At 72.6% G+C, this 22,855-nt stretch carries 18 protein-coding genes and 1 tRNA gene; 16 read left to right on the top strand and 3 right to left on the bottom strand.

The window, feature by feature from the left end; all coding sequences use genetic code 11:
* Positions 1–11: 11 nt before the first annotated feature.
* Together ACIBPB_RS10995 and ACIBPB_RS10990 are read right to left on the bottom strand one after the other, a co-directional pair.
* A complete protein-coding gene (locus ACIBPB_RS10995; protein ID WP_396839366.1) occupies positions 12–1,031 on the bottom strand; it encodes a TAXI family TRAP transporter solute-binding subunit in 1,020 nt (339 codons plus the stop codon).
* Positions 1,028–3,211 (bottom strand): TRAP transporter permease, encoded by a 2,184-nt coding sequence (locus ACIBPB_RS10990; protein WP_396839504.1) that lies wholly within the window; start codon positions 3,209–3,211, stop codon positions 1,028–1,030. Before ACIBPB_RS10990 ends, ACIBPB_RS10995 begins: the two co-directional genes overlap by 4 nt.
* A gap of 414 nt (positions 3,212–3,625) precedes the next feature.
* Here ACIBPB_RS10990 and ACIBPB_RS10985 point away from each other — a divergent pair, with 414 nt between their 5' ends.
* The 13 genes from ACIBPB_RS10985 (at position 3,626) to ACIBPB_RS10925 (ending at position 18,385) form a co-directional block, all read left to right on the top strand.
* Positions 3,626–4,558, top strand: coding sequence for an ABC transporter ATP-binding protein (locus ACIBPB_RS10985; RefSeq protein ID WP_396839365.1), 933 nt, complete (start codon positions 3,626–3,628; stop codon positions 4,556–4,558).
* A gap of 166 nt (positions 4,559–4,724) precedes the next feature.
* Positions 4,725–5,699, top strand: coding sequence for a GlxA family transcriptional regulator (locus tag ACIBPB_RS10980; RefSeq protein ID WP_396839364.1), 975 nt, complete (start codon positions 4,725–4,727; stop codon positions 5,697–5,699).
* 2 nt (positions 5,700–5,701) lie between these two features.
* Positions 5,702–6,337 (top strand): DJ-1/PfpI family protein, encoded by a 636-nt coding sequence (locus ACIBPB_RS10975; RefSeq protein ID WP_357325666.1) that lies wholly within the window; start codon positions 5,702–5,704, stop codon positions 6,335–6,337.
* 189 nt (positions 6,338–6,526) lie between these two features.
* Complete coding sequence (locus ACIBPB_RS10970; protein WP_396839363.1) at positions 6,527–7,321, top strand: ABC transporter permease; 795 nt, start codon at positions 6,527–6,529, stop codon at positions 7,319–7,321.
* A 12-nt stretch (positions 7,322–7,333) separates the two neighbouring features.
* A complete protein-coding gene (locus ACIBPB_RS10965) occupies positions 7,334–8,140 on the top strand; it encodes an ABC transporter permease (protein ID WP_396839362.1) in 807 nt (268 codons plus the stop codon).
* Between the two features lie 60 nt (positions 8,141–8,200).
* Positions 8,201–9,247 carry a YihY/virulence factor BrkB family protein gene (locus ACIBPB_RS10960; protein WP_396839360.1) on the top strand — a complete coding sequence of 349 codons (1,047 nt, stop codon included), beginning with the start codon at positions 8,201–8,203 and terminating at the stop codon, positions 9,245–9,247.
* A gap of 207 nt (positions 9,248–9,454) precedes the next feature.
* Positions 9,455–10,660 (top strand): ROK family protein, encoded by a 1,206-nt coding sequence (locus ACIBPB_RS10955; protein WP_396839359.1) that lies wholly within the window; start codon positions 9,455–9,457, stop codon positions 10,658–10,660.
* A 26-nt stretch (positions 10,661–10,686) separates the two neighbouring features.
* Positions 10,687–12,249 (top strand): sugar ABC transporter ATP-binding protein, encoded by a 1,563-nt coding sequence (locus tag ACIBPB_RS10950; RefSeq protein WP_396839358.1) that lies wholly within the window; start codon positions 10,687–10,689, stop codon positions 12,247–12,249.
* Positions 12,246–13,355 carry an ABC transporter permease gene (locus ACIBPB_RS10945; protein ID WP_396839357.1) on the top strand — a complete coding sequence of 370 codons (1,110 nt, stop codon included), beginning with the start codon at positions 12,246–12,248 and terminating at the stop codon, positions 13,353–13,355. The genes ACIBPB_RS10950 and ACIBPB_RS10945 overlap by 4 nt, the downstream gene beginning before the upstream one ends.
* An 87-nt stretch (positions 13,356–13,442) precedes the next feature.
* The gene (locus ACIBPB_RS10940; protein WP_396839356.1) at positions 13,443–14,486 is read left to right on the top strand and encodes a substrate-binding domain-containing protein; all 1,044 of its coding nucleotides are present in this window, start codon (positions 13,443–13,445) and stop codon (positions 14,484–14,486) included.
* Positions 14,487–14,506: 20 nt separating this feature from the next.
* Positions 14,507–15,712 carry a Gfo/Idh/MocA family protein gene (locus ACIBPB_RS10935; protein WP_396839355.1) on the top strand — a complete coding sequence of 402 codons (1,206 nt, stop codon included), beginning with the start codon at positions 14,507–14,509 and terminating at the stop codon, positions 15,710–15,712.
* Positions 15,713–16,090: 378 nt separating this feature from the next.
* Positions 16,091–17,158, top strand: a complete 1,068-nt coding sequence (locus ACIBPB_RS10930) for a polyprenyl synthetase family protein (RefSeq protein ID WP_396839354.1) — start codon at positions 16,091–16,093, stop codon at positions 17,156–17,158.
* A 219-nt stretch (positions 17,159–17,377) separates the two neighbouring features.
* On the top strand, positions 17,378–18,385 hold the full coding sequence (locus tag ACIBPB_RS10925; protein WP_396839353.1) for a sugar phosphate isomerase/epimerase family protein: 1,008 nt from the start codon (positions 17,378–17,380) through the stop codon (positions 18,383–18,385).
* Between the two features lie 88 nt (positions 18,386–18,473).
* On the opposite strand, the gene ACIBPB_RS10920 is transcribed toward ACIBPB_RS10925, so the two are convergent.
* Positions 18,474–18,875: a hypothetical protein gene (locus tag ACIBPB_RS10920; RefSeq protein WP_396839352.1), complete on the bottom strand. Its 402-nt coding sequence runs from the start codon at positions 18,873–18,875 to the stop codon at positions 18,474–18,476.
* 281 nt (positions 18,876–19,156) lie between these two features.
* Between ACIBPB_RS10920 and ACIBPB_RS10915 the strand changes: the two genes are divergently transcribed.
* From ACIBPB_RS10915 to ACIBPB_RS10905, 3 genes are all read left to right on the top strand, one after another.
* Positions 19,157–19,229, top strand: a tRNA-Asn gene (locus tag ACIBPB_RS10915).
* Positions 19,230–19,430: 201 nt separating this feature from the next.
* A complete protein-coding gene (locus ACIBPB_RS10910; RefSeq protein ID WP_396839350.1) occupies positions 19,431–21,557 on the top strand; it encodes an MMPL family transporter in 2,127 nt (708 codons plus the stop codon).
* The gene (locus ACIBPB_RS10905; RefSeq protein WP_396839349.1) at positions 21,547–22,788 is read left to right on the top strand and encodes an FAD-dependent oxidoreductase; all 1,242 of its coding nucleotides are present in this window, start codon (positions 21,547–21,549) and stop codon (positions 22,786–22,788) included. Before ACIBPB_RS10910 ends, ACIBPB_RS10905 begins: the two co-directional genes overlap by 11 nt.
* Positions 22,789–22,855: the final 67 nt, after the last annotated feature.

Genomic DNA, 22,855 nt, shown 5'->3' with positions numbered 1-22,855 from the left:
GCGTCGTCGGGTCAGCTCGCGCCCAGGTCCTTGAGCGCCTTGTCCGCGCCGCGGTGCAGCTTCACCGGGTCGGTCTTGCGGGCGTTGCTCAGCTCGATGCCCTTGGCGGCCGGGTTGGCCTGGGCGAGGGCGTCCTTCTTCTCGAAGACCGTGCGGGTGATCGCGCAGGCCACGTCGGCGTCGAGGTTCTCCCGCACCAGCAGCACGTTCGGCACCACGATGGTCGGCACGTCGGCCGGCGTGCGGTACACGTCCCGGGCGATGGTGCCGGCCTGGTACGCCGAGTTCAGCTCGGTCATCTTCGGCAGCAGCGGGCTGATGTCGATGAACTTGACCTTGTCGCCGGCGGTGGTGAAGAGGTCGGTGACCCCGCCGGTGGGCACCCCGCCCGACCAGAAGAAGCCGTCGATGTTGCCGTCCTTCATGCCGTCGACGGTCTTGGTGAGGTCGAGCCGCTGCGCCTGGATGTCCTTGGCCGGGTCGAGGCCGGCGGCGGTGAGCAGCCGGTTCGCGATGACCTCGGTGCCGGACTTGGGCGAGCCGGTGGAGATCTTGTGGCCCTTCATGTCGGCCACCGAGGTGATCCCGGAGTCGGCCCGCACAACCACCTGGGTGTAGTTGTCGTAGATCCGGGCCAGCGCCTGCACCGGCTGGGGGGAGCTGAAGCTGCCCTTGCCCTGCACCGCGTTGACGGCCGTGTCGAAGAGCGAGAAGGCCACGTCGTACTGGCCGGCGACGAGCTGCTCGATGTTCTGCACCGAGGCGCCGGTCTCGGCGGCGGTGCCGGTGAGCTTGCCGCCGGTGGCCCCGGAGAGCTGGCCGGCCAGCGCGTTGCCGACCACGTAGTAGACCCCGGTGGCGTTGCCGGTGGCGATGCCGACCCGGGTGTCCTTGCCGACCTTGCAGGTGACCTCGCCGGCGAAGTTGTCGGTCGCGGCCGTGTCCTGGCGGCCCCCGCAGCCGGCGGCACCGGCCGCGACCAGGGCCAGCACCCCCGCGCCGGCGGCTAACCGTACGTTGATCCCGCTCATTGCATTTCCTCCCCAGGGTTTCCGGATGGGACTGCCGGGGACCGCCCGGCCCAGCCGGCGGCCCTCCGTCGTACGAGCACACCCGCGACCATGGCGGCGGCCAGCAGCGCGCCGACGGCGACGGGTACGGGTTCGAGCCGGAGCAGCACCAGCCCGGCGAGCGCGCCGAGGATCCGTTCCGGCACGCCGGCCGGGCCGACGCCGGGCAGCCAGCCGCCGGCGGCCACCGCGAGCACGGCGACGCTCAGCGCCGACACGAGACCGGCGACGGCGATCCGCTCGACCCCGCCGATGCCGAGCAGCCCGAGGCCGGTCGGCGTGATGACGAAGGCGATCGGGATCAGGTACGCGGGCAGCGCGTACCGCAGGGTCTGCCACATGGTCGGGACCAGCCGGCCGCCGGTCACCGCGGCGGCGGCCACGGCGGCGAGGGCGGTCGGCGGGGAGACCTCGGACAGCACCGCGAAGTAGAAGACGAACATCGCGGCGGCGGGCGCGGCGACGCCGAGGTGCAGCAGCGCCGGACCGATGATCACCCAGCCGATCACGAAGGACGCGGTGACCGGCACGGCCAGGCCGAGGAGGCTGAGCGCGACCCCGGCGAGCAGCGCGGTGAGCACGAGCACCACGGCCGGCTCGCTGCTGACCACCTGCGCGCCGCTGACCAGCAGCGCGGCGGCCTGCGGGCCGAGGCCGGTCTTCGTGGTGGTGGCGGTGATGATGCCGGCGGCGGCACAGACCGCGCTGACCGCGAGCACCCCGCGTACGCCGCCGCTGAGCGCCGCGACCAGGCGCGCCACGGTGAGCCGGTGCCGGCGGTCCAGGAAGGACAGCGCGGCGGCGAGCAGGGTGGCCAGGACCACCGCCCGGGTCGCCGAGGCGCCGGTGGCCAGCAGCACGACGATCGCGATCAGCGAGAGGAAGTGGTAGCCGAAGCGGCCCAGCAGCCGCCAGGCGGAGCCGGTGTCGAGCGCCACCGGGCGTACGCCCGAGCGCCGGGCGTCGATCTCCACGGAGAGCAGGATGCCGAGGTAGTAGAGCAGGGTCGGCACGGTCGCCCAGCCGAGCACCCGCAGGTAGGACACGCCCAGGTACTCGGCGATGATGAACGCGGCGGCGCCGAGCGTGGGCGGGGAGAGGATCGCCCCGACGCCGGCGGCGGCCAGCATGCCGCCGGCCCGCTCGGGCGGGTAGCCGGCGCGGCGCAGGATGGGCCAGGTGACCGCCCCGATGCTGACCGTGGTGGCCGCCCCGGAACCGGAGACGGTGCCGAGCAGGAAACCGGAGGCGACCGCGGTGCGGCCCGGGGCGGTGCGGGAGCGGCGGAACGCGGCGGCGGAGAGTTCCACGAAGAACCGGCCGGCCCCGGAGAGGTCGAGCACCGCGCCGTAGATGGTGAACAGCACGATGTACGAGGCGGCCACGTCCAGCGGGGTGCCGTAGAAGCCGCTGTCGGAGTTGTAGAAGGCGTCGACCAGTTGCCCGAAGTCGAGGCCGGCGTGGGCCACCGGCCAGGACTGCGGCAGCAGCCCGCCGTAGTAGCCGTAGCCGAGGAAGAGCAGGCACACCGCCGGCAGGATCCAGCCGGTGGTGCGCCGGCACGCCTCCAGCAGCAGGAGCAGCAGCACGGTGCCGAACACCACGTCCAGCGGCACCAGCAGGCCCTGCCGGTCCAGGAACGCGTCGTACCCGCCGCCGCCCGTGCCGAGGGTCACCGGCAGGACGGGGTAGAGGCAGCTCAGCAGCGCGGCGACGGCGAGCGCCCAGTCGACCGGGGTGGGCCCGGACCGCCGGGGCGCCGCGCCGGCCGCCACCGGGTCGCCGCCGGGCGCCGGACCGTCGGCCGCCGCGGGGGTGGCGCTCCGCCGACGCAGCCGGATTTCCGACGGGTACGCGAGAAAGACCATCGGCAGTACGCCGGCGAGGAAAATGATGAGGTAGTACTTACTGCCCTGGGGAAGCGGAAAGAAGACCTGCCAGAGGGTGAGCAGGGCGATGGCGACCGTGGCGCCGGTGAACAGCGCCCCGACCGGTCCGGAGAGGACCCGACCGGGCTTCTCGTCCTCGAATCGGCTGGCCAACTCCCGGGGGTCGTGGTGGGCGGGCGCCGGGCCGTCGTCCGCCCAGGCGGGATCGCCCGTGGCCTCGCCCGGCGGGAGCGGCACCGGGGCGGCGTCCAGTTCGGACCGGGGCGCCGGCGCGGCGGTGGGCCGTGGCGTCGGAGGGGATTCGTCGGAGGAACGAACGGACGACACGAGGGGGCACGATACGCGAATCGCGTACACCATGGGAACATTGCCGGTTGTGATTGCGCTGGGTGACGGGAAACGCTGGCCAATTACTCAGTGCAGGCATTTTCAGAGCGGCTTTCGCAATTGCCGCTCGGAAGGGCGCAGCGAACTTCCGGAATTGCACCCGGTCGGATTCGGTCTGTCCACCATGGTGGTCGTAGGTCCGACTTGTCGCAGGCGCCGCACGGGGCGCTGCGGTGGTCACGATGCGTGAGCATAGTGACGGTGGGTATCGGCCCGGCCGCGCGCAGTGGGAGCGGTAACCCGGTCGAGTCTGTCGGACCGGGCGGCTAGGGTCGGCCGATGACCACGGCTCATCCACTGATCGAGGCGCGCGGGCTGGTGAAGCGGTTCGGCGACTTCACCGCCGTCGACGGCATCGACGTCGAGGTCCGCCCGGGTGAGGCGTTCGGCTTCCTGGGGCCGAACGGCGCGGGCAAGTCCTCCACCATGCGGATGATCGGCTGCATCTCCCCGCCCTCCGGCGGCGAGCTGCGCATCCTCGGCCTGGACCCGGTCCGCGACGGGCCGGCGATCCGGGGCCGGCTCGGCGTCTGCCCGCAGCTCGACAACCTCGATCCGGAGCTGACCGTCCGGGAGAACCTGACCACGTACGCCCGCTACTTCGGCATCCCGCGCAAGGTGGCCCGCGAGCGCGCCGCCGAGCTGCTCGACTTCGTCCAGCTCACCGAGCGGTCGGAGAGCAAGGTGGAGCCGCTCTCCGGCGGCATGAAGCGCCGGTTGACCATCGCCCGCGCACTGGTCAACAACCCGGAGATCGTGCTGCTCGACGAGCCCACCACCGGGCTCGACCCGCAGGCCCGGCACCTGGTCTGGGAGCGGCTGTTCCGGCTCAAGCAGCAGGGCGTCACGCTGGTCCTCACCACCCACTACATGGACGAGGCGGAGCAGCTCTGCGACCGCCTGGTGGTGATGGACGGCGGCCGGATCGTCGCCGAGGGGTCGCCCCGGGCCCTGATCGAGGAGCACTCCACCCGCGAGGTGGTGGAGCTGCGCTTCGCCGCCGAGTCGCAGGAGCCGTTCGCCGGCAAGCTGGACGGGCTGGGCGAGCGGGTCGAGGTGCTGCCCGACCGCATCCTGCTCTACGTGCCCGACGGCGACGCCGCGGTGGCCGAGGTGACCGGCCGCGGCCTCGTCCCGGCCAGCGTCCTGGTCCGGCGCAGCAGCCTGGAGGACGTCTTCCTGCACCTCACCGGCAGGACGTTGGTCGACTAGCCCGGCGCCGATCGATCAGCGGCCCGTGCCCAGGTGACGAAGCGGTCGACCATCGCAGCAACAGTCCAGACCGCCTGTTTCGGATTGATCAGCCGACTCCCGGTCAAGATCATGGCGTAATCTGCAAGAGCTGTGTCGTTGACGCCACGCGGCCGTGTTGATGAGCATGGACGACATGCACCGACGCGTCGTTATCGTGATCTTCGATGGCTTCCAGATGTTCGACCTCGCCGGCCCGGCCGACGTGTTCGCGACCGCGAGCCTGCTGTCGCCCAAGTCGGGCTATCGCATCGAGGTGACCGCCGTGCGGGCCGGGTCGGTGCCGGCGCACAACGGGCTCGTGACCGTGGCGCAGACCCCGCTGGCGGATGTCGCCGGCCCCATCGACACCCTGCTGATCGTCGGCGGACTGGGCGTAAGGGATCAGTTGGACAATCGGCCACTGGTCGAGGGGATCGCCCGGCTGGCCCCGGCCGCCCGCAGAGTCGCGTCGGTCTGTAGCGGAGCCTTCCTCCTCGCCGAAGCCGGGCTGCTCGCCGGCAGGCGCGCGACCACGCACTGGCTGGTGGCCGACGAACTCGCCGACCGGCACCCTGACGTCGAGGTGGACGCCGACCCCATCTACATCGAAGACGGGAACGTGTGGACCTCGGCCGGCGTGAGCTCCGGTGTCGACCTCGCGCTGGCCCTCATCGCCGAGGACCACGGCCACGCACTGGCCCGGGACGTCGCGCGCGGGCTCGTCGTGTACCTGCACCGGCCCGGCGGGCAGAGCCAGTTCAGCACCCCCATGCGCGCGGACACCCCACGCAGGCAGCCCCTGCGACAGTTGCAGGCGTTCATCGACGCCAACCCGGCCGAGGACCTGAGCGTGCCCGCCCTGGCCCGCCGCGCGGGCATGAGTGAGCGCCACTTCTCCCGTGTCTTCACCGAGGAGACCGGCCTGTCGCCCGGCCGGTACGTGGAACGCAGCCGAGCCGAGGCCGCCCGGCGGCTACTGGAAGCTACCGGCCACCCACTGGACACCGTGGCCAGACAATCCGGCCTCGGCGCACCGGAAACCCTTTACCGCGTCTTCCGCCGCCACTGGCGGATCGCGCCCGGCGACTACCGCCGCCGATTTCACGGCAAGGAGAACTGACCATGCACGTCGCCATCCCCCTCTATCCCGAACACACCGCCCTCGACGCGGTCGGTCCGTACACGGTGCTGGCCTTCGCCGGCTGGACGGTCACCTTCGTCGCCGCCCAACCCGGTCCGGTCCTCGACGACCGTGGAAACCTGTCGATCGTTGCCACGGCGTCGTACGCCGAACTGCCGCGCGCGGACGTGATCCTCGTCCCCGGCGGCCCCGGCACGCTCAAGGCGGCGACTGATCCCGCCCTGCTCGGCTGGATCAGCGAGGCTCACGAGCACACCCGGTGGACCACCTCGGTGTGCAGCGGATCCTTCCTCCTCGCCGCCGCCGGCCTGCTCAACGGCGTGAAGGCGACCAGTCACTGGGGATGGCTCGAGCTGCTCGCCGGCTTCGGCGCCGAGCCGGTCAGCGAACGGGTGGTGACCGACGGCAAGATCGTGACGGCGGCGGGAGTCTCTTCCGGCATCGACATGGCCCTCTCCCTGCTGGCGCAGGCTGATGACGCGACGACAGCCCAGACCGTGCAGCTCGCGATCGAGTACGACCCTCAGCCGCCGTTCGACACGGGTTCCCCGAAAAAGGCTCCGGCCGAACTGCTGGAGCCGGCGCTCCGCCTCATCAACGTCGCCTCGACACGCTGACCGCAACGGGCGGATTCGAGTCCGACCGGGTCGGCCGCGCAGCGTTTCGCTCCGGGGCCGACCGGTGGCGCGACCTGCCCGGGGAAACTGACGCGACAGGACCGACGGCCCGGTCATAGGGTGGCCGGCGGCCTGTCGTACCCGGGCGATAGGAAGACCGGAGTCGGCGGTGAGCGGGGGTGGCGTCGGGTGAGCGTGGCGGAGCGGGCCGGGCCGGGGGTGGCCCGGGTGCCGGTGCTGGCGGTGCTCGAGTACTACCTGGTCGGCTACCGGCGCACCTGGCGGGCCGGGGTCTTCTCCTCGTTCCTGCTGCCGGTGCTCACCGTGCTCGGGTTCGGGGTGGGCGTCGGGGCGTACGTGGACCGGGGCGTCGGCGGAGTGCCCTACCTGGACTGGCTGGTTCCCGGCCTGATCGCCTCGACCGCCTTCCAGGTGGCGGTCGCCGAGTCCACCTGGCCGGTGCTCAGCAACTTCCGCTGGATCGGCACCTATCTCGCCCAGGCGGCCGCGCCGCTGCGGATCGGCGACATCGTCGGTGGCCACCTGGCCTTCGTGCTGTTCCGGGTGCTCACCAGCACGGTGGCGTTCCTGCTGGTGACCGCGCTGTTCGGGGTGCTGCGCTCGCCGTGGGCGGTGGTCGTGCCGCTGGTCGGCGTGTTGCTCGGCCTGGCGGTGGCCGCGCCGGTCTTCGCGTTCAGCGCCGCCGTGCCGAGCGACAGCTACCTGGCCCTGCTGTTCCGGTTCGCGGTGATCCCGATGACCCTCTTCGCCGGGGTGTTCTTCCCGGTCGAGCAGCTGCCCGGCGGGCTGCGGCAGGTGGCGTACGTGACGCCGCTCTGGCACGGCGTGGACCTGTGCCGTGCGGCCACGCTCGGCGTGGCCCCGCAGTGGTCCGTGCCCGGCCACCTGCTCTACCTCGCCGCCTGGTCCGTCGCCGGGTGGCTGCTGGCGCGGCGGGTGTTCCGCCGCGCGCTCGTCGTCTAGGGGAGGATGTCCGTGGTCACTCTGGTCCTGCCCCGGCTGGTCAGCTTCGAGGGGGCGCCGCGCCGCTCCGCCTCGGTGGCCGAGCGCAACTTCACGGCGCTGCGCAGCGCGTACTGGCTGGTGCTGGTCTCCGGCTTCCTGGAGCCGGTGCTCTACCTCTTCTCCATCGGCGTCGGGGTGGGCGCGCTGGTCGGCGACCTCACCCTGCCCGGTGGCCAGGTGGTGTCGTACGCGGCGTTCGTGGCCCCGGCCATGCTCGCCTCGTCGGCGATGAGCGGGGCGCTGTCGGAGACCACCTTCAACTTCTTCGGCAAGATGAAGTACATGAAGCTGTACGACGGGGTGATCGCCACCCCGGTGCAGCCGTTCGAGATCGCCCTCGGCGAGCTGGCCTGGGCGATGATCCGGGGCAGCCTCTACTCGGCCGCGTTCCTCGTGATCATGGTGGTGGCGGACCTGACCACCGCCGCGCGGGCCGCCGTCGCGTTCCCGGCCGCCGTGCTGGTCGGCTTCGCGTTCGGGGCGCTCGGCATGTCCGTCTCCACCCTGATGCGCAGCTGGCAGGACTTCGACCTGATGGGGTCCGCGCAGTTCACCCTCTTTCTCTTCTCCGGCACGTTCGTGCCGGCCGAGGCGTACCCGGTCGCGCTGCGCTGGCTGGTCGAGGCGACGCCGCTCTATCGGTCGGTGCACCTGATCCGGGAGATCTGCGTGGGCGGTTCCGGCGGATGGCCGTTGGACGTGGCGTACCTGGTGGTGCTCACCGTCGGGATGCTGGCGCTGGCGTCCCGGCGGATGGGCCGGATGCTCTACCGGTAGGGGGTTAACCACCCTGGTCGTCGGGCAAGTCGGAGACGACGCCGACGACGAGGAGGGCCGATGGCCACCGATGAGTCTTCCGCCCGCGCCGGGCGTAACCGCGCCGCGGGTGACCGCGCCGAGGGGAACCGCGTCGGGCCGGTCGGGCCGGACGAAGGGCCGGACAGCCCGACCGAGCTGCCCGGCGCCGGCTGGGTGGCGACGCTCAAGCGCACGGTCCGGGAGTTCCAGGACGACAGCCTGACCGACTGGGCCGCCGCCCTCACCTACTACGGCGTGCTCTCCATCTTCCCGGGCGTGCTGGTGCTGATCTCCATCCTCGGTCTGCTCGGTGACGAGGCCAAGGAGGGGGTACGGGACACCGTCGGCCAGGTGGTGCCGGAGGAGAACATCCGGACGATCATCGAGACCGCGATCGACCAGGCCGGCCGGTCCGGCGGGCTGGCCAGCATCGCGGCGATCATCGGTCTGCTGGCCGCGTTCTGGTCGGCCTCCGGCTACGTCGCCGCCTTCATGCGTGCCTCCAACAGCATCTACGACGTGCCCGAGGGACGGCCGATCTGGAAGACCCTGCCGATCCGGCTCGGCGTGACCGCGATCATCGGGGTCATGCTGCTGGCCAGCGCGGTGATCGTGGTCTTCACCGGCGGTCTGGCCGAGCAGGCGGGCAACGCCATCGGCCTGGGCTCGACCGCCGTCACGGTGTGGAACATCGTCAAGTGGCCGGTGCTGCTCGTACTGGTCAGCCTGATGTTTGCGATCCTCTACTGGGCCTCGCCGAACGCCCGCCACGGCGGTTTCCGCTGGGTCAGCCCCGGTGGCATCCTGGCGGTGGTCATCTGGCTGATCGTCTCCGGCCTCTTCGCGCTCTACGTCAGCAACTTCGGCTCGTACAACAAGACGTACGGGGCGGTGGCCGGCGTGATCATCTTCCTGGTCTGGCTCTGGCTCAGCAACATCGCCATCCTGCTCGGCGCGGAGTTCGACGCCGAGTTGGAGCGCAGCCGCGCGATCCAGGCCGGACACCCGGCCGACCAGGAACCGTACGTGGAACTGCGGGACGACCGGAAGCTGCGGAAGAAGCGCAACGCCGCCGGCCGCCGCTGACCGCGCCAACCCCGCCACGACCGCCCACCACGGCCGCCCGCGCCCCGCCCCCGGTACCCCACCGGCGGCGGGGCGCTTTTCTTGATCCACTGCGAGCTTCTGCTCAGCTGGACAAAAGTTTTGAACGGAAGTTCCGAAGCTGTGGACATGCCGCCCCGAAGCCTCCTACTGTGTCGGACACGACACGTCGCCGTTGCGTCGCTGTCCATGACTTCCGATCCGGAGGTGCGCCCGGTGCTGACGGTGGATCCCCTGCACGTGCGGCTCCTGCGACTGCTGCGCGACGAGGGCGCGGTGTCCCGGGCCGAGCTGGCCGACCGGTTGCAGATGCCCCGCCCGCGCCTGCTGGCCGAGCTGGAGCGGCTGGTCGGCCTCGGCTACGTCGCCGAGGCGGGACTGGCCGCGTCCCGGGGCGGCCGGCGCTCCACCCTGGTCGAGCTGAGCCCGCGCCTGCGGTTCGCCGCCGTCGACCTCGGGGCCAGCTCGATCGACGTCGAGGTGGTCAACGGCCGGCTGGAGCCGGTGGCCGCCTACGCCGAGCCGGCCGACATCCGCTCCGGCCCCAAGGTGATCCTGCACCGGGTCAACGAGCTGCTGCACAAGGCCCGGGTGGACGGCGCGTACGAGCGGCTCGACGCGGTCGGCATCGGCGTGCCCGGCCCGGTGAGCTTCCGCGACGGGGTGCCGGTCTCCCCGCCGATCATGCCCGGCTGGGACCGGTTCCCGGTCCGCGAGCTGCTGACCCGGGAGCACGGCTGCCCGGCGGTGGTCGACAACGACGTGAACATCATGGCCATCGGCGAGCGGCACGGCGGCGTCGCGCGCTCGGTCGACGACTTCCTCTTCATCAAGATCGGCACCGGCATAGGGTGTGGCATCTACCTCAACGGCCAGGTCTACCGGGGCACCGACGGGTGCGCCGGCGACATCGGCCACATCCAGGTCGACCCGAACGGTCCGATGTGTTCGTGCGGGAACCTGGGCTGCCTCGAGGCGGTGTTCAGCGGCGCCGCACTGGCCCGGGAGGCGGCCGCCGCGGTCCGCGCCGGGACGTCCCCGGCGCTCGCCGAGCGGCTCGCCGCCGGGGGCGCGGTGACCGCGCTGGACGTGGCGCAGGGGGCGGTCGAGGGGGACGTCACCTGCATCCAGCTCATCCGCGTCGGCGGCCGCCGGGTCGGCAGCATCCTGGCCGGCCTGGTCAGCTTCACCAACCCGTCGATGATCGTGATCGGCGGCGGGCTGGCCCAACTCGGCCACATCCTGCTCGCCGAGATCCGCAGCGTGGTCTACCGACGGTCGCTGCCGCTGGCGACCGGCAACCTGCCGGTCGTCCTCTCCGAACTGGGCCCGCGCGCCGGCGTGGCCGGCGCCGCCGTGCTCGCCAGCGATCTCGCCTTCGGGGAGGCGGCGTGACCCCGCAGCACAGTGAGGAGGCCGACGTGACGAACGCGCCCCTGGTCGAGGCCCCGGCCGGCACCGTCGCCGGCGAGGTGGTCCTGCGCCTCACCGACGTGGTCAAGACCTTCCCCGGGGTACGCGCCCTGGACGGGGTGCAGCTGGAGGTGCGGGCCGGCGAGGTGCACTGCCTGCTCGGGCAGAACGGCGCCGGGAAGTCCACGCTGATCAAGGTGCTCGCCGGGGTGCACCGGCCCGACTCGGGTGAGGTCGAATGGCGCGGCCGGCCGGCCACCTTCGCCAACCCGCAGGCCGCGATGCGCGCCGGGATCGCCACCATCTACCAGGAACTCGACCTGGTCGACGACCTGTCGGTGGCCGAGAACGCCTTCCTCGGCCACGAGCCGCGCCGGATCGGCTTCGTCCGGCGCGGGCACATGGCCCGCCGGACCCGGCAGATCCTGTCCCGGCTCGGTCACCCGGAGATCCCGCCCGGTCGGCTGGTCCGCCACCTGCCCGCCGCCGGCAAGCAGATCGTGAGCATGGCCCGGGCGCTCTCGCACGAGGCGCGACTGATCATCATGGACGAGCCGAGCGCGGTGCTGGCCCACGACGAGGTGGGCAACCTGTTCCGGATCATCCGGGAACTCACCGCCCAGGGCATCGCGGTCATCTACATCTCGCACCGGCTGGAGGAGATCCGCGAGATCGGCGACCGGGTCACCGTACTCAAGGACGGCCGGACCACCGCGGCGAACCTGCCGGCCCGCGACACGCCGACCCGCGACCTGGTCGCCCGGATGACCGGGCGGACCATCGAGTACGTCTTCCCGGAGCGCCCGGCCGGCCCGGCCGACGGCGCGGAGCTGCTGCGGGTCGACGGGCTCACCCGGACCGGCGAGTTCGCCGACGTCTCGTTGCGCGTGCGGGCCGGCGAGGTCGTGGGCATCGCCGGCCTGGTCGGCTCCGGCCGCTCGGAGCTGCTGGAGACCATCTACGGCGCCCGGCGGGCGCACGCCGGCACGGTGCGGATGGACGGCCGGCCGGTGCGGCCGGGCAGCGTCGGCGCGGCCGTACGGGCGGGCATGGGGATGGCCCCCGAGGAGCGCAAGAGCCAGGCGCTGCTGCTCGGCGAACCGATCTACCGCAACGTCACCCTGGCCACCTTCGGCCGGTACGCCCGCCTCGGCTTCACCGACGCCGGGCGGGAACGGGACGAGGCGGACCGGATCGCCGACTCGCTGGAGCTGCGCCCCCGCGACGTACGCCGCCCGGTACGCACCCTCTCCGGCGGCAACCAGCAGAAGGTGGTGGTCGGCCGGTGGCTGCTCGGTGACACCCGGCTGCTGCTGCTCGACGAGCCGACCCGGGGCGTGGACGTGGGTGCCCGGGCCGAGCTCTACCAGGTCATCCGCGCCCTCGCCGCGCGCGGCGTCGGCGTGCTGCTGGTCTCCAGCGAGGTGCCCGAGGTGCTCGGCCTGGCCGACCGGGTGCTGGTGATGCGGGAGGGCCGGATGGTCCGGGAGGCCCCGGCCGGCGAACTCGACGAGAACACCGTGCTCGACCTCGTCATGGCGGGGTCCCTCATGGAAGGTGCACCGGCATGACCGAGACGACGCCCACGGCCACCCCGCAACGGCCGGCGGGGCTGCCGGCCCAGTCGCCGCCGGTCGACCCGGCCGAGACCGCGAAGGCCGACGCCCGGGCCCGGCTCTCCTGGTGGCGCGGCGACGGCGGGGAGGGCGCCCGGCGCAACCTCGGCCTGCTGGCCACGCTGGTGGTGCTGGTCGTCATCGGCATCCTCACCCGGCCCGACCTCTACGGCGACGCGAGCTGGGTGTGGGGCAACACGCTCACCATCCTGAAGCTCGCCTCGGTGGTCGGGGTGGTCACCGTCGGGATGACCTTCGTGATCATCGGCGGTGGCATCGACCTGTCGGTCGGCGCGATCGTGGCCCTGGCCGGGGTCTGGTGCACCACGGTCGCGACCCAGAGTTACGGCGCCGGCGGCATGATCTTCAGCGCGCTCACCGTGGGGCTGGCCGTCGGCGTGGTGAACGGGCTGCTCATCTCGTACGGGCGGCTGGTGCCGTTCATCGCGACGCTGGCCATGATGGTGGCCGCCCGCGGCCTGGCCGCCGAGATCTCCGACAAGCAGACCCAGGTCTCGGAGAACCAGTTCATCAACGGCATCGCCAGCACGAACGTGCTCGGCATCCCGCTGCTGGTCTACATCCTGGCCGCGGTGGTGCTGGCCGGCTGGGTGCTGCTCAACCGGACCACCTTCGGCCGCCGTACGGTGGCCGTCGGCGGCAACCCGGAGGCGGCCCGGCTCGCCGGCATCAACGTCCGCCGGCACACCGTGCTGCTCTACGCGCTCTCCGGCCTGTGCTGCGGCATCGCCGCGGTCATGCTCACCGCGCAGGCCACCTCCGCCCAGGCGGCCATGGCCAACCTCTACGAGCTGGACGCGATCGCCGCCGCGATCATCGGCGGCACGCTGCTCAGCGGCGGGCGGGGCACCATCGTCGGCTCCCTGCTCGGGGTGATCATCTTCTCCACGATCACCAACCTCTTCGCCATCAACGGCCTCTCCACCGAGGCCCAGAACATGGTCAAGGGCGGCATCATCGTGGTCGCCGTCCTGGTCCAGCAGGTGCAGTTCCGCAGTCTGACCCAGTTCCTCGCCCGCAACCGGGCCACCACCACCTGATCCACCGCGACCCCAGGCCGCCGTCAGTCCGACGGTGGCCCGGACCGACGCACCCGAAAATCCCCACCACCTCATCAGGAGGCCGTCATGAGAAGTGACCTGTCGCGCCGCCGGCTGCTCTTCGGCGGTGCCGCGCTCTCCGCCGGCGTCGTGCTCGCCGGGTGCACCAGCAACGAGCAGGCGCCCACCGCCGCCCAGACCAAGGCCGCCGCGGCCGGGGGCAACAGCGAGCCGGGCAAGAAGGTGACCATCGGCTTCTCCGCCCCGGCCGCCGACCACGGCTGGATCGCCGCCATCACCAACAACGCCAAGGCGCAGGCCGCGGCGTACTCGGACGTGGAGCTCAAGGCGGTGGAGGCCGGCGCCGACGCGGCGGCCCAGCGGGCGACGCTGTCCACCCTGCTCTCCCAGAAGCCGGACGTGATCGTGCTGCTCCCGCACGACGGCAAGGAGCTCAACGCGTTCGGCCTGGAGGCGATGAAGGCCGGCATCCCGGTGGTCAACCTGGACCGGGCCTTCCCGGACGCCAAGGCGTACCGGCTGCAGATCAAGGGCGACAACTACGGCATGGGCGTGGCCGCCGCCGCGTACATGATCGAGCAGTTCAAGGCCAAGGGCGTGAGCAACCCGGTCATCGGGGAGATCGCCGGCATGGACGAGCTGGAGCTGACCCAGGAGCGGTCGAAGGGCTTCGCCGACACCCTGGCCCAGGCCGGCTTCAAGGTCACCAATCGGCGGGCGGCGAGGTTCACCGCGGACTCCGGCCAGCAGGAGGCGACCGGGCTCTTCCAGGCCCTGCCGAAGATCGACGCGATCTGGAACCACGACGACGACCAGGGCATCGGGGTCCTCGCCGCGGTCAACCAGGCCAACCGCAAGGAGTTCTTCATGATCGGCGGCGCCGGTTCGAAGAAGGCGATGGAGGACATCCAGGCCGACAACACCGTGTTGAAGGCGACCGTCACCTACAGCCCGTCGATGGCCTCCTCGGCCATCTCGCTGGCCCGCCTGATCGGCCAGAACAAGGGCATGTCCGACCTGGTGGAGCTGCAGGTGCCGAAGGAGATCGTGCTCGCCTCCGAGACGATCACCAAGGAGAACGCGGGCAGCTACCTGAAGCTCGGTTTCTGATACCCGGGGGGAGACCCACCTTGTCCACTCACGACAGTTTCCTGCGGGTCGGCATGGTCGGCTACGCGTTCATGGGCGCCGCGCACTCCCAGGCGTGGCGCACCGTGAACCGCGTGTACGACCTGCCGGCGCGGGTGCGGATGGCGCTCATCTGCGGCCGGGACGAGCCGAAGGTGGCCGCGGCCGCCGACCGGCTCGGCTGGGACGGGCACACCACGGACTGGCGGCGGCTCGTCGAGTCCGACGACATCGACGTGGTCGACATCTGCACGCCGGGGGACAGCCACTGCGAGATAGCCATCGCCGCGCTGGCCGCCGGCAAGCACGTGCTCTGCGAGAAGCCGCTGGCCAACACGGTCGAGGAGGCCCGGCGGATGGCCGCCGCGGCCGCCACGGCCCGGGAGTCCGGGGTACGCGCCATGTGCGGGTTCAACTACCGCCGGGTGCCCGCGGTGGCCATGATGCGGCAGCTGGTGTCCGACGGGCGGCTCGGCGAGATCCGACACGTCCGGGCGGTCTACCTCCAGGACTGGATCGTCGACCCGCAGTTCCCGCTGGTCTGGCGGTTGCAGAAGGACAGGGCGGGCTCCGGGGCGCTCGGCGACATCGGCGCGCACATCATCGACCTCACCCAGTACGTCACCGGCCAGCTCATCACCGGGGTGAGCGCGGCGACCGAGACGTTCGTCAAGGAACGGCCGTTGCCGGCCGAGTCGAGCGGCCTGGCCGCGCAGGCCGACGGCAACGGCCGGGCGACGGGGCCGGTCACCGTGGACGACGCCGCGGTCTTCCTGGCCCGGCTCGACGGGGGAGCGCTGGCCACGTACGAGGCGACCCGGTTCGCCACCGGCCGGAAGAACGCCCTCCGGGTCGAGATCAACGGGTCGCTCGGCTCCGTGGCGTTCGACCTGGAGCGCCTCAACGAGCTGGAGTTCTACGACGCCACCCGGCCCGGCCCGGAGCAGGGCTTCAGCCGGATCCTGGTGACCGAGCCGGCGCACCCGTACCTGTCGGCCTGGTGGCCGCCGGGCCACATCATCGGCTACGAGCACTCCTTTACCCACCAGATGCGCGACTTCGTCGAGGCGGTCGCCACCGGCGTCGACCCGGCGCCGTCGTTCACCGACGCGTTGCAGGTCCAGCTCGTACTCGACGCGGTGGGCCGCTCGGCGGAGCGGGCCGCCTGGACGGAGGTGGCGCCCGTACTGGCGGAACTGGCCGCCTGAGCGGCGCGGCCCGAGGCGCCCACGGCGTCTCGACGCCGCCGTACACCGGGCTTCCCGCCCCGACCGGCGAGGGCCCGCCGCGGTTGCGCCCCGCGGCGGGGAACGAGGTCGGTGCCGGGGAGCGTGCCACCGGAACGTCCGGCCCGGCACGACCAGCACGGCCCTCCGGTGCGGCCGGACCGGGATTCCCCGGCCGCACCGGCGGACCGACCCGACGATCCGCCGGGCCGGGGCGTAGTGGCCCCGCCGCCCCGGCGGCCGGACCGGCGGCAGTGCATCGGGGGTCGCCGGCCCCGGGTACCAGCAGGATCCGGGCTGTCCGGTGGAGCCGGTGGGACAGCCACCTGAGGTATTGTCAGCCATGGATACCGAGGCGCCATGACTGTCACCGTCGCACCGACCGATCCGGCTCTGTTGCGCGAGCGTGTCGACGCCGCGCTCGCCGCGTTCCTGCGGCGACGGAGCCCGGGCCGGCCGGACGACGGTACGGCGGCCGTCCACGCCGAGCTGCGTCGGTTCGTCCTGGCCGGCGGCAAGCGCCTGCGGCCGCTCTTCTGCTACTGGGGCTGGCGCGGGTTCGGCGGCCCCGACGGCACGCCGATCGTGGTCGCCGCCGCCGCGCTGGAGCTGTTCCACGCCTTCGCCCTGATCCACGACGACATCCTGGACCGCAGTGAGCGCCGGCGCGGCCGCCCCACCCTGCACCGGGTCTTCGCCGAGCTGCACATCCGCTCCGGCTGGCGCGGCGACCCCGAGCGGTACGGCCGGCAGGCGGCGGTGCTCTGCGGCGACCTCTGCGCCGCCTGGTCGGGGCAGATGTTCCACGGTTGCGGCCTGGACCCGGAGCGGCTCCGGCGCGGGCACGCCGTCCTGGCCCGGATGCGGACCGAGGTGATCGCGGGGGAGTACCTGGACGTGGCCGCCGCCGCCGGGGACGGCTCGCTGGCCACCGCCCTCGCGGTGGTCCGGCTGAAGACCGCCCGCTACACGGTGACCCGCCCGGTGCAGCTCGGGGCCGCCCTGGCCGGCGCGGACGACCCGACCGTGGCGGCGCTGGCCCACTTCGGCGACCCGCTCGGGGACGCTTTCCAGCTCCGCGACGACCTGCTCGGCGTCTTCGGCGATCCGGCGGTGACCGGCAAGTCCAACCTGGACGACCTGCGCGAGGGCAAGCCCACGGTGCTGCTGGCGCTGGCCCGGGAGGCGGCCGGGCCGGCCGGACGGGAGCGGCTGCGCCGGCTGGTCGGCGATCCGGGGCTGGACGGGGCCGGTGCCGCCGAGGTGCGCCGGATCGTCGAGGCGAGCGGGGCACGCGCGGCGGTGGAACGGATGATCGAGGTCCGCGCCGAGCTGGCCCGGGCGGCGCTGGACCGGCTGCCCCTGGCGGAGCCGGCCCGGGCGGCCCTGACCGGCCTGGCGCTGCGCGCGGTGGACCGGCGTCGCTGACCGGCGGGCCGGGCGGCTCCGGCGGGGCTTCCCTGGCGGCCCCACCCGCCCTAGAGTGAGGGCGGCGACCGCGAGGTGGCCGGTGCTCCGACGGGAGGCGCAACCCGTCGGACCCAGGCGCGACCGCGCCCACCGGTGCTCCCGTCGAGGTCGTCCGCATCCGGTCACCCTCGCCCCGGTCCGCAACGGAATCCCCATCCACGACAGGGGAGAAGGACAATGGCGCGACCGATCACGCTCTTCACCGGCCAGTGGGCCGACCTTCCGTTCGACGAGGTCTGCCGGCTCGCCGCCGAGTGGGGGTACGACGGCCTGGAGATCGCCTGCTGGGGCGACCACTTCGAGGTCGACAAGGCCCTCGCCGACGACTCGTACACCGACCGCAAGCTGGCCACCCTGGCCAAGCACAACCTCCAGGTCTTCGCCATCTCCAACCATCTGGTCGGGCAGGCGGTCTGCGACCACCCCATCGACGAGCGGCACCAGGACATCCTGCCCGCCCGGATCTGGGGCGACGGCGAGCCGGAGGGGGTCCGTCGCCGGGCCGCCGAGGAGATGAAGGACACCGCGCGGGCGGCGGCGAAGCTCGGGGTACGCACGGTGGTCGGCTTCACCGGCTCGTCGATCTGGCACACCGTGGCGATGTTCCCGCCGGTGCCGCCCGCCATGATCGACCGTGGCTACCAGGACTTCGCCGACCGGTGGAACCCGATCCTCGACGTCTTCGACGAGGTGGGTGTCCGCTTCGCGCACGAGGTGCACCCGAGTGAGATCGCGTACGACTACTGGACCACCAGGCGGACGCTGGAGGCGATCGGCCACCGGCCGGCGTTCGGGCTGAACTGGGACCCGTCGCACTTCGTCTGGCAGGAGCTGGACCCGGTCAACTTCATCTTCGACTTCGCCGACCGGATCTACCACGTGGACTGCAAGGACGCGAAGGTGCGCACCGGGGACGGCCGGCGCGGCCGGCTCTCCTCCCACCTGCCCTGGGCGGATCTGCGCCGCGGCTGGGACTTCGTCTCCACCGGCCACGGCGACGTGCCGTGGGAGGACTGCTTCCGCGCGTTGAACGCGATCGGCTACGACGGTCCGATCTCGATCGAGTGGGAGGACGCCGGGATGGACCGGCTGGTCGGCGCCCCCGAGGCGCTGCAGTTCGTCCGCCGGCTTGCCTTCGACGCCCCGGCCGCCGCCTTCGACGCCGCGTTCAGCAGCAAGGGCTAGCGAACCACCGGCGTTCAGCAGCAGGGGCCAGCGGACCACCGGAAGCGGGCCGGTCACCCGGAGGTGACCGGCCCGCCGTCCGGATGAATCAGAGGGTGCTGCCGTTGCTGCTCGTGCCGGACGACTTGCTGCTCGTGCTGGTGGTCGACGAGCCGGTCGTGCTGGTCGAACCCGTACCGGTCGAGCCGGCCTTGGCGCCGACTGTGGCCGGCGTGCCGGCGAACGGCTTGTCGGCCCCGGTCAGCTCCTGCTTGCTGCCGTTGCCGGTGCCCAGCTTCTCACCGAGCTTGGTCTGACCCAGCTTGTCCTTGCCCTCCGAGTAGAGCCGGGTCGCCTGGGCCTGCGCGACCCCCGCCGCCTCCTGGACGGTCGGGTGGTCGAGCACCTTGCGGCCCCGGACCACCAACTCCTCGTACTTCTCCCGGCCGGCACGGGCGCCCAGGACGAATCCCGCAGCCAGCCCGCCAAGAAACATGATCTTTCCGCGCATGGCGGCTCCTTCCGTACCTGACGCGCGCCGTTCCCGTCGGGATTCCCGGCGGGAGCGACCCTGTCGCGCCTGCGTCCTCTGTCGGCGGCTAACTACCCATCCTGCTCTCTCGTCATACCTCCTTGGGCGAGGATGACGATTTGTCTGAAATGTTGGAGGTGGAATGCCGGGAAAGTCGTCGCGGCCGGTGCGGTAACCCCCTGGCGCACCACCCCCCGATGTCCTGTACTCTTGTCCCCGTCGCCCGGCGCGGAGAGATCCGCAAGCCGGGTGATCTACGGTCCCCCGTAGCTCAATTGGCAGAGCAGCCGGCTGTTAACCGGCAGGTTTTTGGTTCGAGTCCAAACGGGGGAGCTTCAGCTCGGACAGCACGCCCGTCGGCCCCGCCGGCGGGCGTTTCTCGTGGCCCGGCCGTCGCCCGCGCCGCCGACCCGCTCGGTGCCCGCGCGCTGCCGTCGCCCACGTTTCCGCCCGCCGGCACCGGTTCGCCCGGCAGGATGGTCGATGTCGACTTAGACTCGCGCTGCGTCGATATCTGCGTCGATTCGAGGGTGGATGGGGATGGCCGGAGGACGGAGCCGCTGGACGGCGACCCTGGTCGCGGTGGCGCTCGTGCTGGCCTGGCTGGTCGTCGGCGGCATCGCCGGGCCGTACGCGGGCAAGCTCGGCGACGTCGCGACCAACGACAACGCCGCCTTCCTGCCGACCGACGCCGAGGCGACCCGGGCGCAGGACCTCGCCGCCGGCTTCGTCGAGAAGGAGACCACCCCGGCCCTCGTCGTCTACGAGCGTCCCTCCGGCATCACCCCCGCCGACCAGCAGCGGATCCAGGCCGACGCCGCCCGCTTCGCCCAACTGCCCGGCGTGGTCGCCCCGCTGTCCCCGCCGATCCCCAGCCAGGACCGGCAGGCCGTCCAGGTGGTCGTCCCGATCGACGCCGCCGAGGGCGAACAGATCGGCGCCGTCGTCGACCGGCTGCGGGAGATCGCCGGTCCGGACCGGGACGGGCTCACCGTCGACGTCGCCGGTCCCGCCGGGCTGCTCGCCGACCTGATCGAGGTGTTCACCGCCATCGACGGGCCGCTGCTGCTGGTCACGCTGGTCGTCGTGCTGGTGATCCTGCTGATCGTCTACCGCAGCCCGGTGCTCTGGGTCTTCCCGCTGCTCGCCGCCGGCATGTCGTACGCCCTCGCGTCGGTCTTCGTCTACGTCCTGGCCCGCGACGACGTCATCAAGCTCAACGGGCAGGCGCAGGGCATCCTCACCGTGCTGGTCTTCGGCGCCGGCACCGACTACGCGCTGCTGCTCATCGCCCGCTACCGGGAGGAACTGCACCGCCACGTACGCACCTGGGACGCCCTCTGGGCGGCCTGGAAGGGCGCCGCCCCGGCGATCATCGCCTCCGGCGCCACCGTCATCGTGAGCCTGCTCTGCCTGCTGCTGTCCAGCCTCAACTCCAACCGGGCGCTCGGCCCGGTCGCCGCCGTCGGCATCGCGGCCACCCTGCTGGTCATGCTCACCTTCCTGCCCGCCCTGCTGCTGCTCGGCGGGCGGTGGGCGTTCTGGCCCCGGCGGCCCCGCCACGACGACGCCGACCCGCAGACCGAGCACGGCATCTGGGGCCGGATCGCCGGCTTCGTCGCCCGACGCGCCCGGACCATCTGGCTGGTCACCGCGGTGGTCCTGGCCGCCCTCGCGCTCGGGGTCACCCAGCTCAACGCCACCGCCCTCGGCCAGTCCGACCTGTTCACCAAGCGCACCGACTCGGTGGCCGGCCAGGAGGTGATCGCCCGGCACTACCCGGCCGGCACCGGCAGCCCGGCCACCATCTTCGCCAACCAGGCCAGCGCCGAGCAGGTCGCCCGGGCCGCGCAGGGCGTACCCGGGGTGGCCTCGGTCCGGCCGTTCACCCGGCAGGCCGGTCCGCCCGCGGCGGACGCCCCGCCCACCGTGGTCGACGGCCGGGTGCAGCTCGAGGCCACGCTGGCCGACCCGCCGGACAGCGACCGCGCCGAGCGGACCCTCCGCGAGCTGCGTCAGACGGTGCACCGGGTGCCCGGCGCCGACGCCGTGGTCGGTGGGTTCACCGCCATCAACGTGGACACCGCCGACGCCTCCACCCGCGACCGCAACGTCATCATCCCGGTGGTGCTGCTGGTCATCGCGGTCATCCTGGCCCTGCTGCTGCGCGCCCTGGTCGCCCCGCTCCTGCTGATCGCCACCGTGGTGCTGTCGTTCCTGGCCACGCTCGGGCTCTGCGCGCTCGTCTTCCGGTACGTGCTCGACTTCCCCGGCGTCGACCAGTCGTTCCCGCTCTTCGCGTTCGTCTTCCTGGTCGCCCTCGGCATCGACTACAACATCTTCCTGATGAGCCGGGTACGCGAGGAATCGGTCCGCCGCGGCACCCGGGCCGGCGTGCTCGCCGGGCTCGCCGTCACCGGCGGCGTGATCACCTCGGCCGGCATCGTCCTCGCCGCCACCTTCTCCGCGCTCGCCGTGCTGCCACTGGTGGTGCTCGTCGAGCTGGGGGTGGCGGTCGCCGTCGGGGTACTGCTCGACACCATCGTCGTCCGCTCGCTGCTGGTCCCCGCCCTGTCGTACGACATCGGGCCGCGGATCTGGTGGCCGAGCCGGCTGTCGCGGTCCCACCGGGCCGGCGCGGAGGTGACGCGTGGCCGATGAGACCGACGTCGTCATCGTCGGCGGCGGGCTGGCCGGCCTCGCCGCCGCGCGCCGCCTGCACCGGGCCGGCGTACCGTGGCGGCTGCTCGAGGCCGGCGACCGGCTCGGCGGCCGGGTCGCCACCGACGCGGTCGACGGCTACCTGCTGGACCGCGGCTTCCAGGTGCTCAACACCGCGTACCCGCGCCTCACCGGCCTGCTCGACCTGGCCGCCCTGGACCTCGGCTGGTTCACCTCCGGCGTGCTGGTCCGCCGCGCCGACCGCCTCGAACGGCTGGTCAACCCGCTGCGCGACCCCGCCGGCGCACCCGGGACCCTCACCGCCGGGGTCGGTTCGCTCACCGACCGGCTGCGGCTCGCCAGCTTCGCCGCCAGCTGCGCCGTCCTGCCGGTCGGCCGGCTGCTCAACGCGCCCGAGACCACCAGCGAGACTGCGCTGCGCCAGGCCGGTCTCTCCGGCGCCATCGTCGAGGAGCTGCTCCGGCCGTTCCTCTCCGGCGTGCTCCTCGACCGGGAACTCGCCAGCTCCAGTCACGTCCTGGCGATGCTCCTGCGCGCCTTCGCCCGGGGCCGGATCGGCCTGCCCGCCCGGGGGATGGCCGCGCTGCCCCGGGCCATCGCCGGCCCGCTGCCCGCCGAACTGATCGAACTGCACACCCCGGTCGTCGAGGTCACGCCCGGCCGGGTGCGCACCCGGACCGGGGAGATCGCCTGCCGCGCCGTCGTGGTCGCCGTGGACCCGCCGGCGGCGGCCGCGTTGCTGCCCCGGCTGGCCCGGGTACGGATGCACGGCTACACGACCTACTACCACAGCACCGACACCCCGCCGCTGACCGAGCCGATCCTGCTGCTCGACGGGGAACGCCGGGAACTGGTCGCCAACACCGTGGTGGCCAGCAACGCCGCACCCACGTACGCCCCGGCCGGCCGGCACCTGGTGGCCACCTCGGTGGTCGGCGCGCAGGCCCCGCCCGAGCCGGTGATCCGCCGCGAACTCGACCGCCTCTACGGCCGCTCCACCGCCGACTGGACCCACCTGACCACCGTCACCGTCCCGCACGCCCTGCCCGCCGCGCCGCCGCCGCAGGGCCGGCTGCGCAAACCGGTCGCGCTCGGCGACGGGCTCTTCGTCGCCGGGGACCACCGGGACACCCCATCCATCCAGGGGGCGCTGGCCAGCGGCTGGCGGGCGGTCGGCGCGGTCCTCGCGCAGCTGCGCGGCGAGGGCTGACCCGGCGCGCCCGCGCCCCGCGTACCTGAAGGGACGGACGGGGGCAGCACGCTGTTATCCTCGCGTT

The sequence above is a fragment of the Micromonospora sp. NPDC049836 genome (genome assembly GCF_044465125.1).
Classification (GTDB): Bacteria; Actinomycetota; Actinomycetes; order Mycobacteriales; family Micromonosporaceae; genus Micromonospora.
Note: the sequence above shows the minus strand (reverse complement) of the source record. Positions and strands in the feature narration are given on the sequence as shown.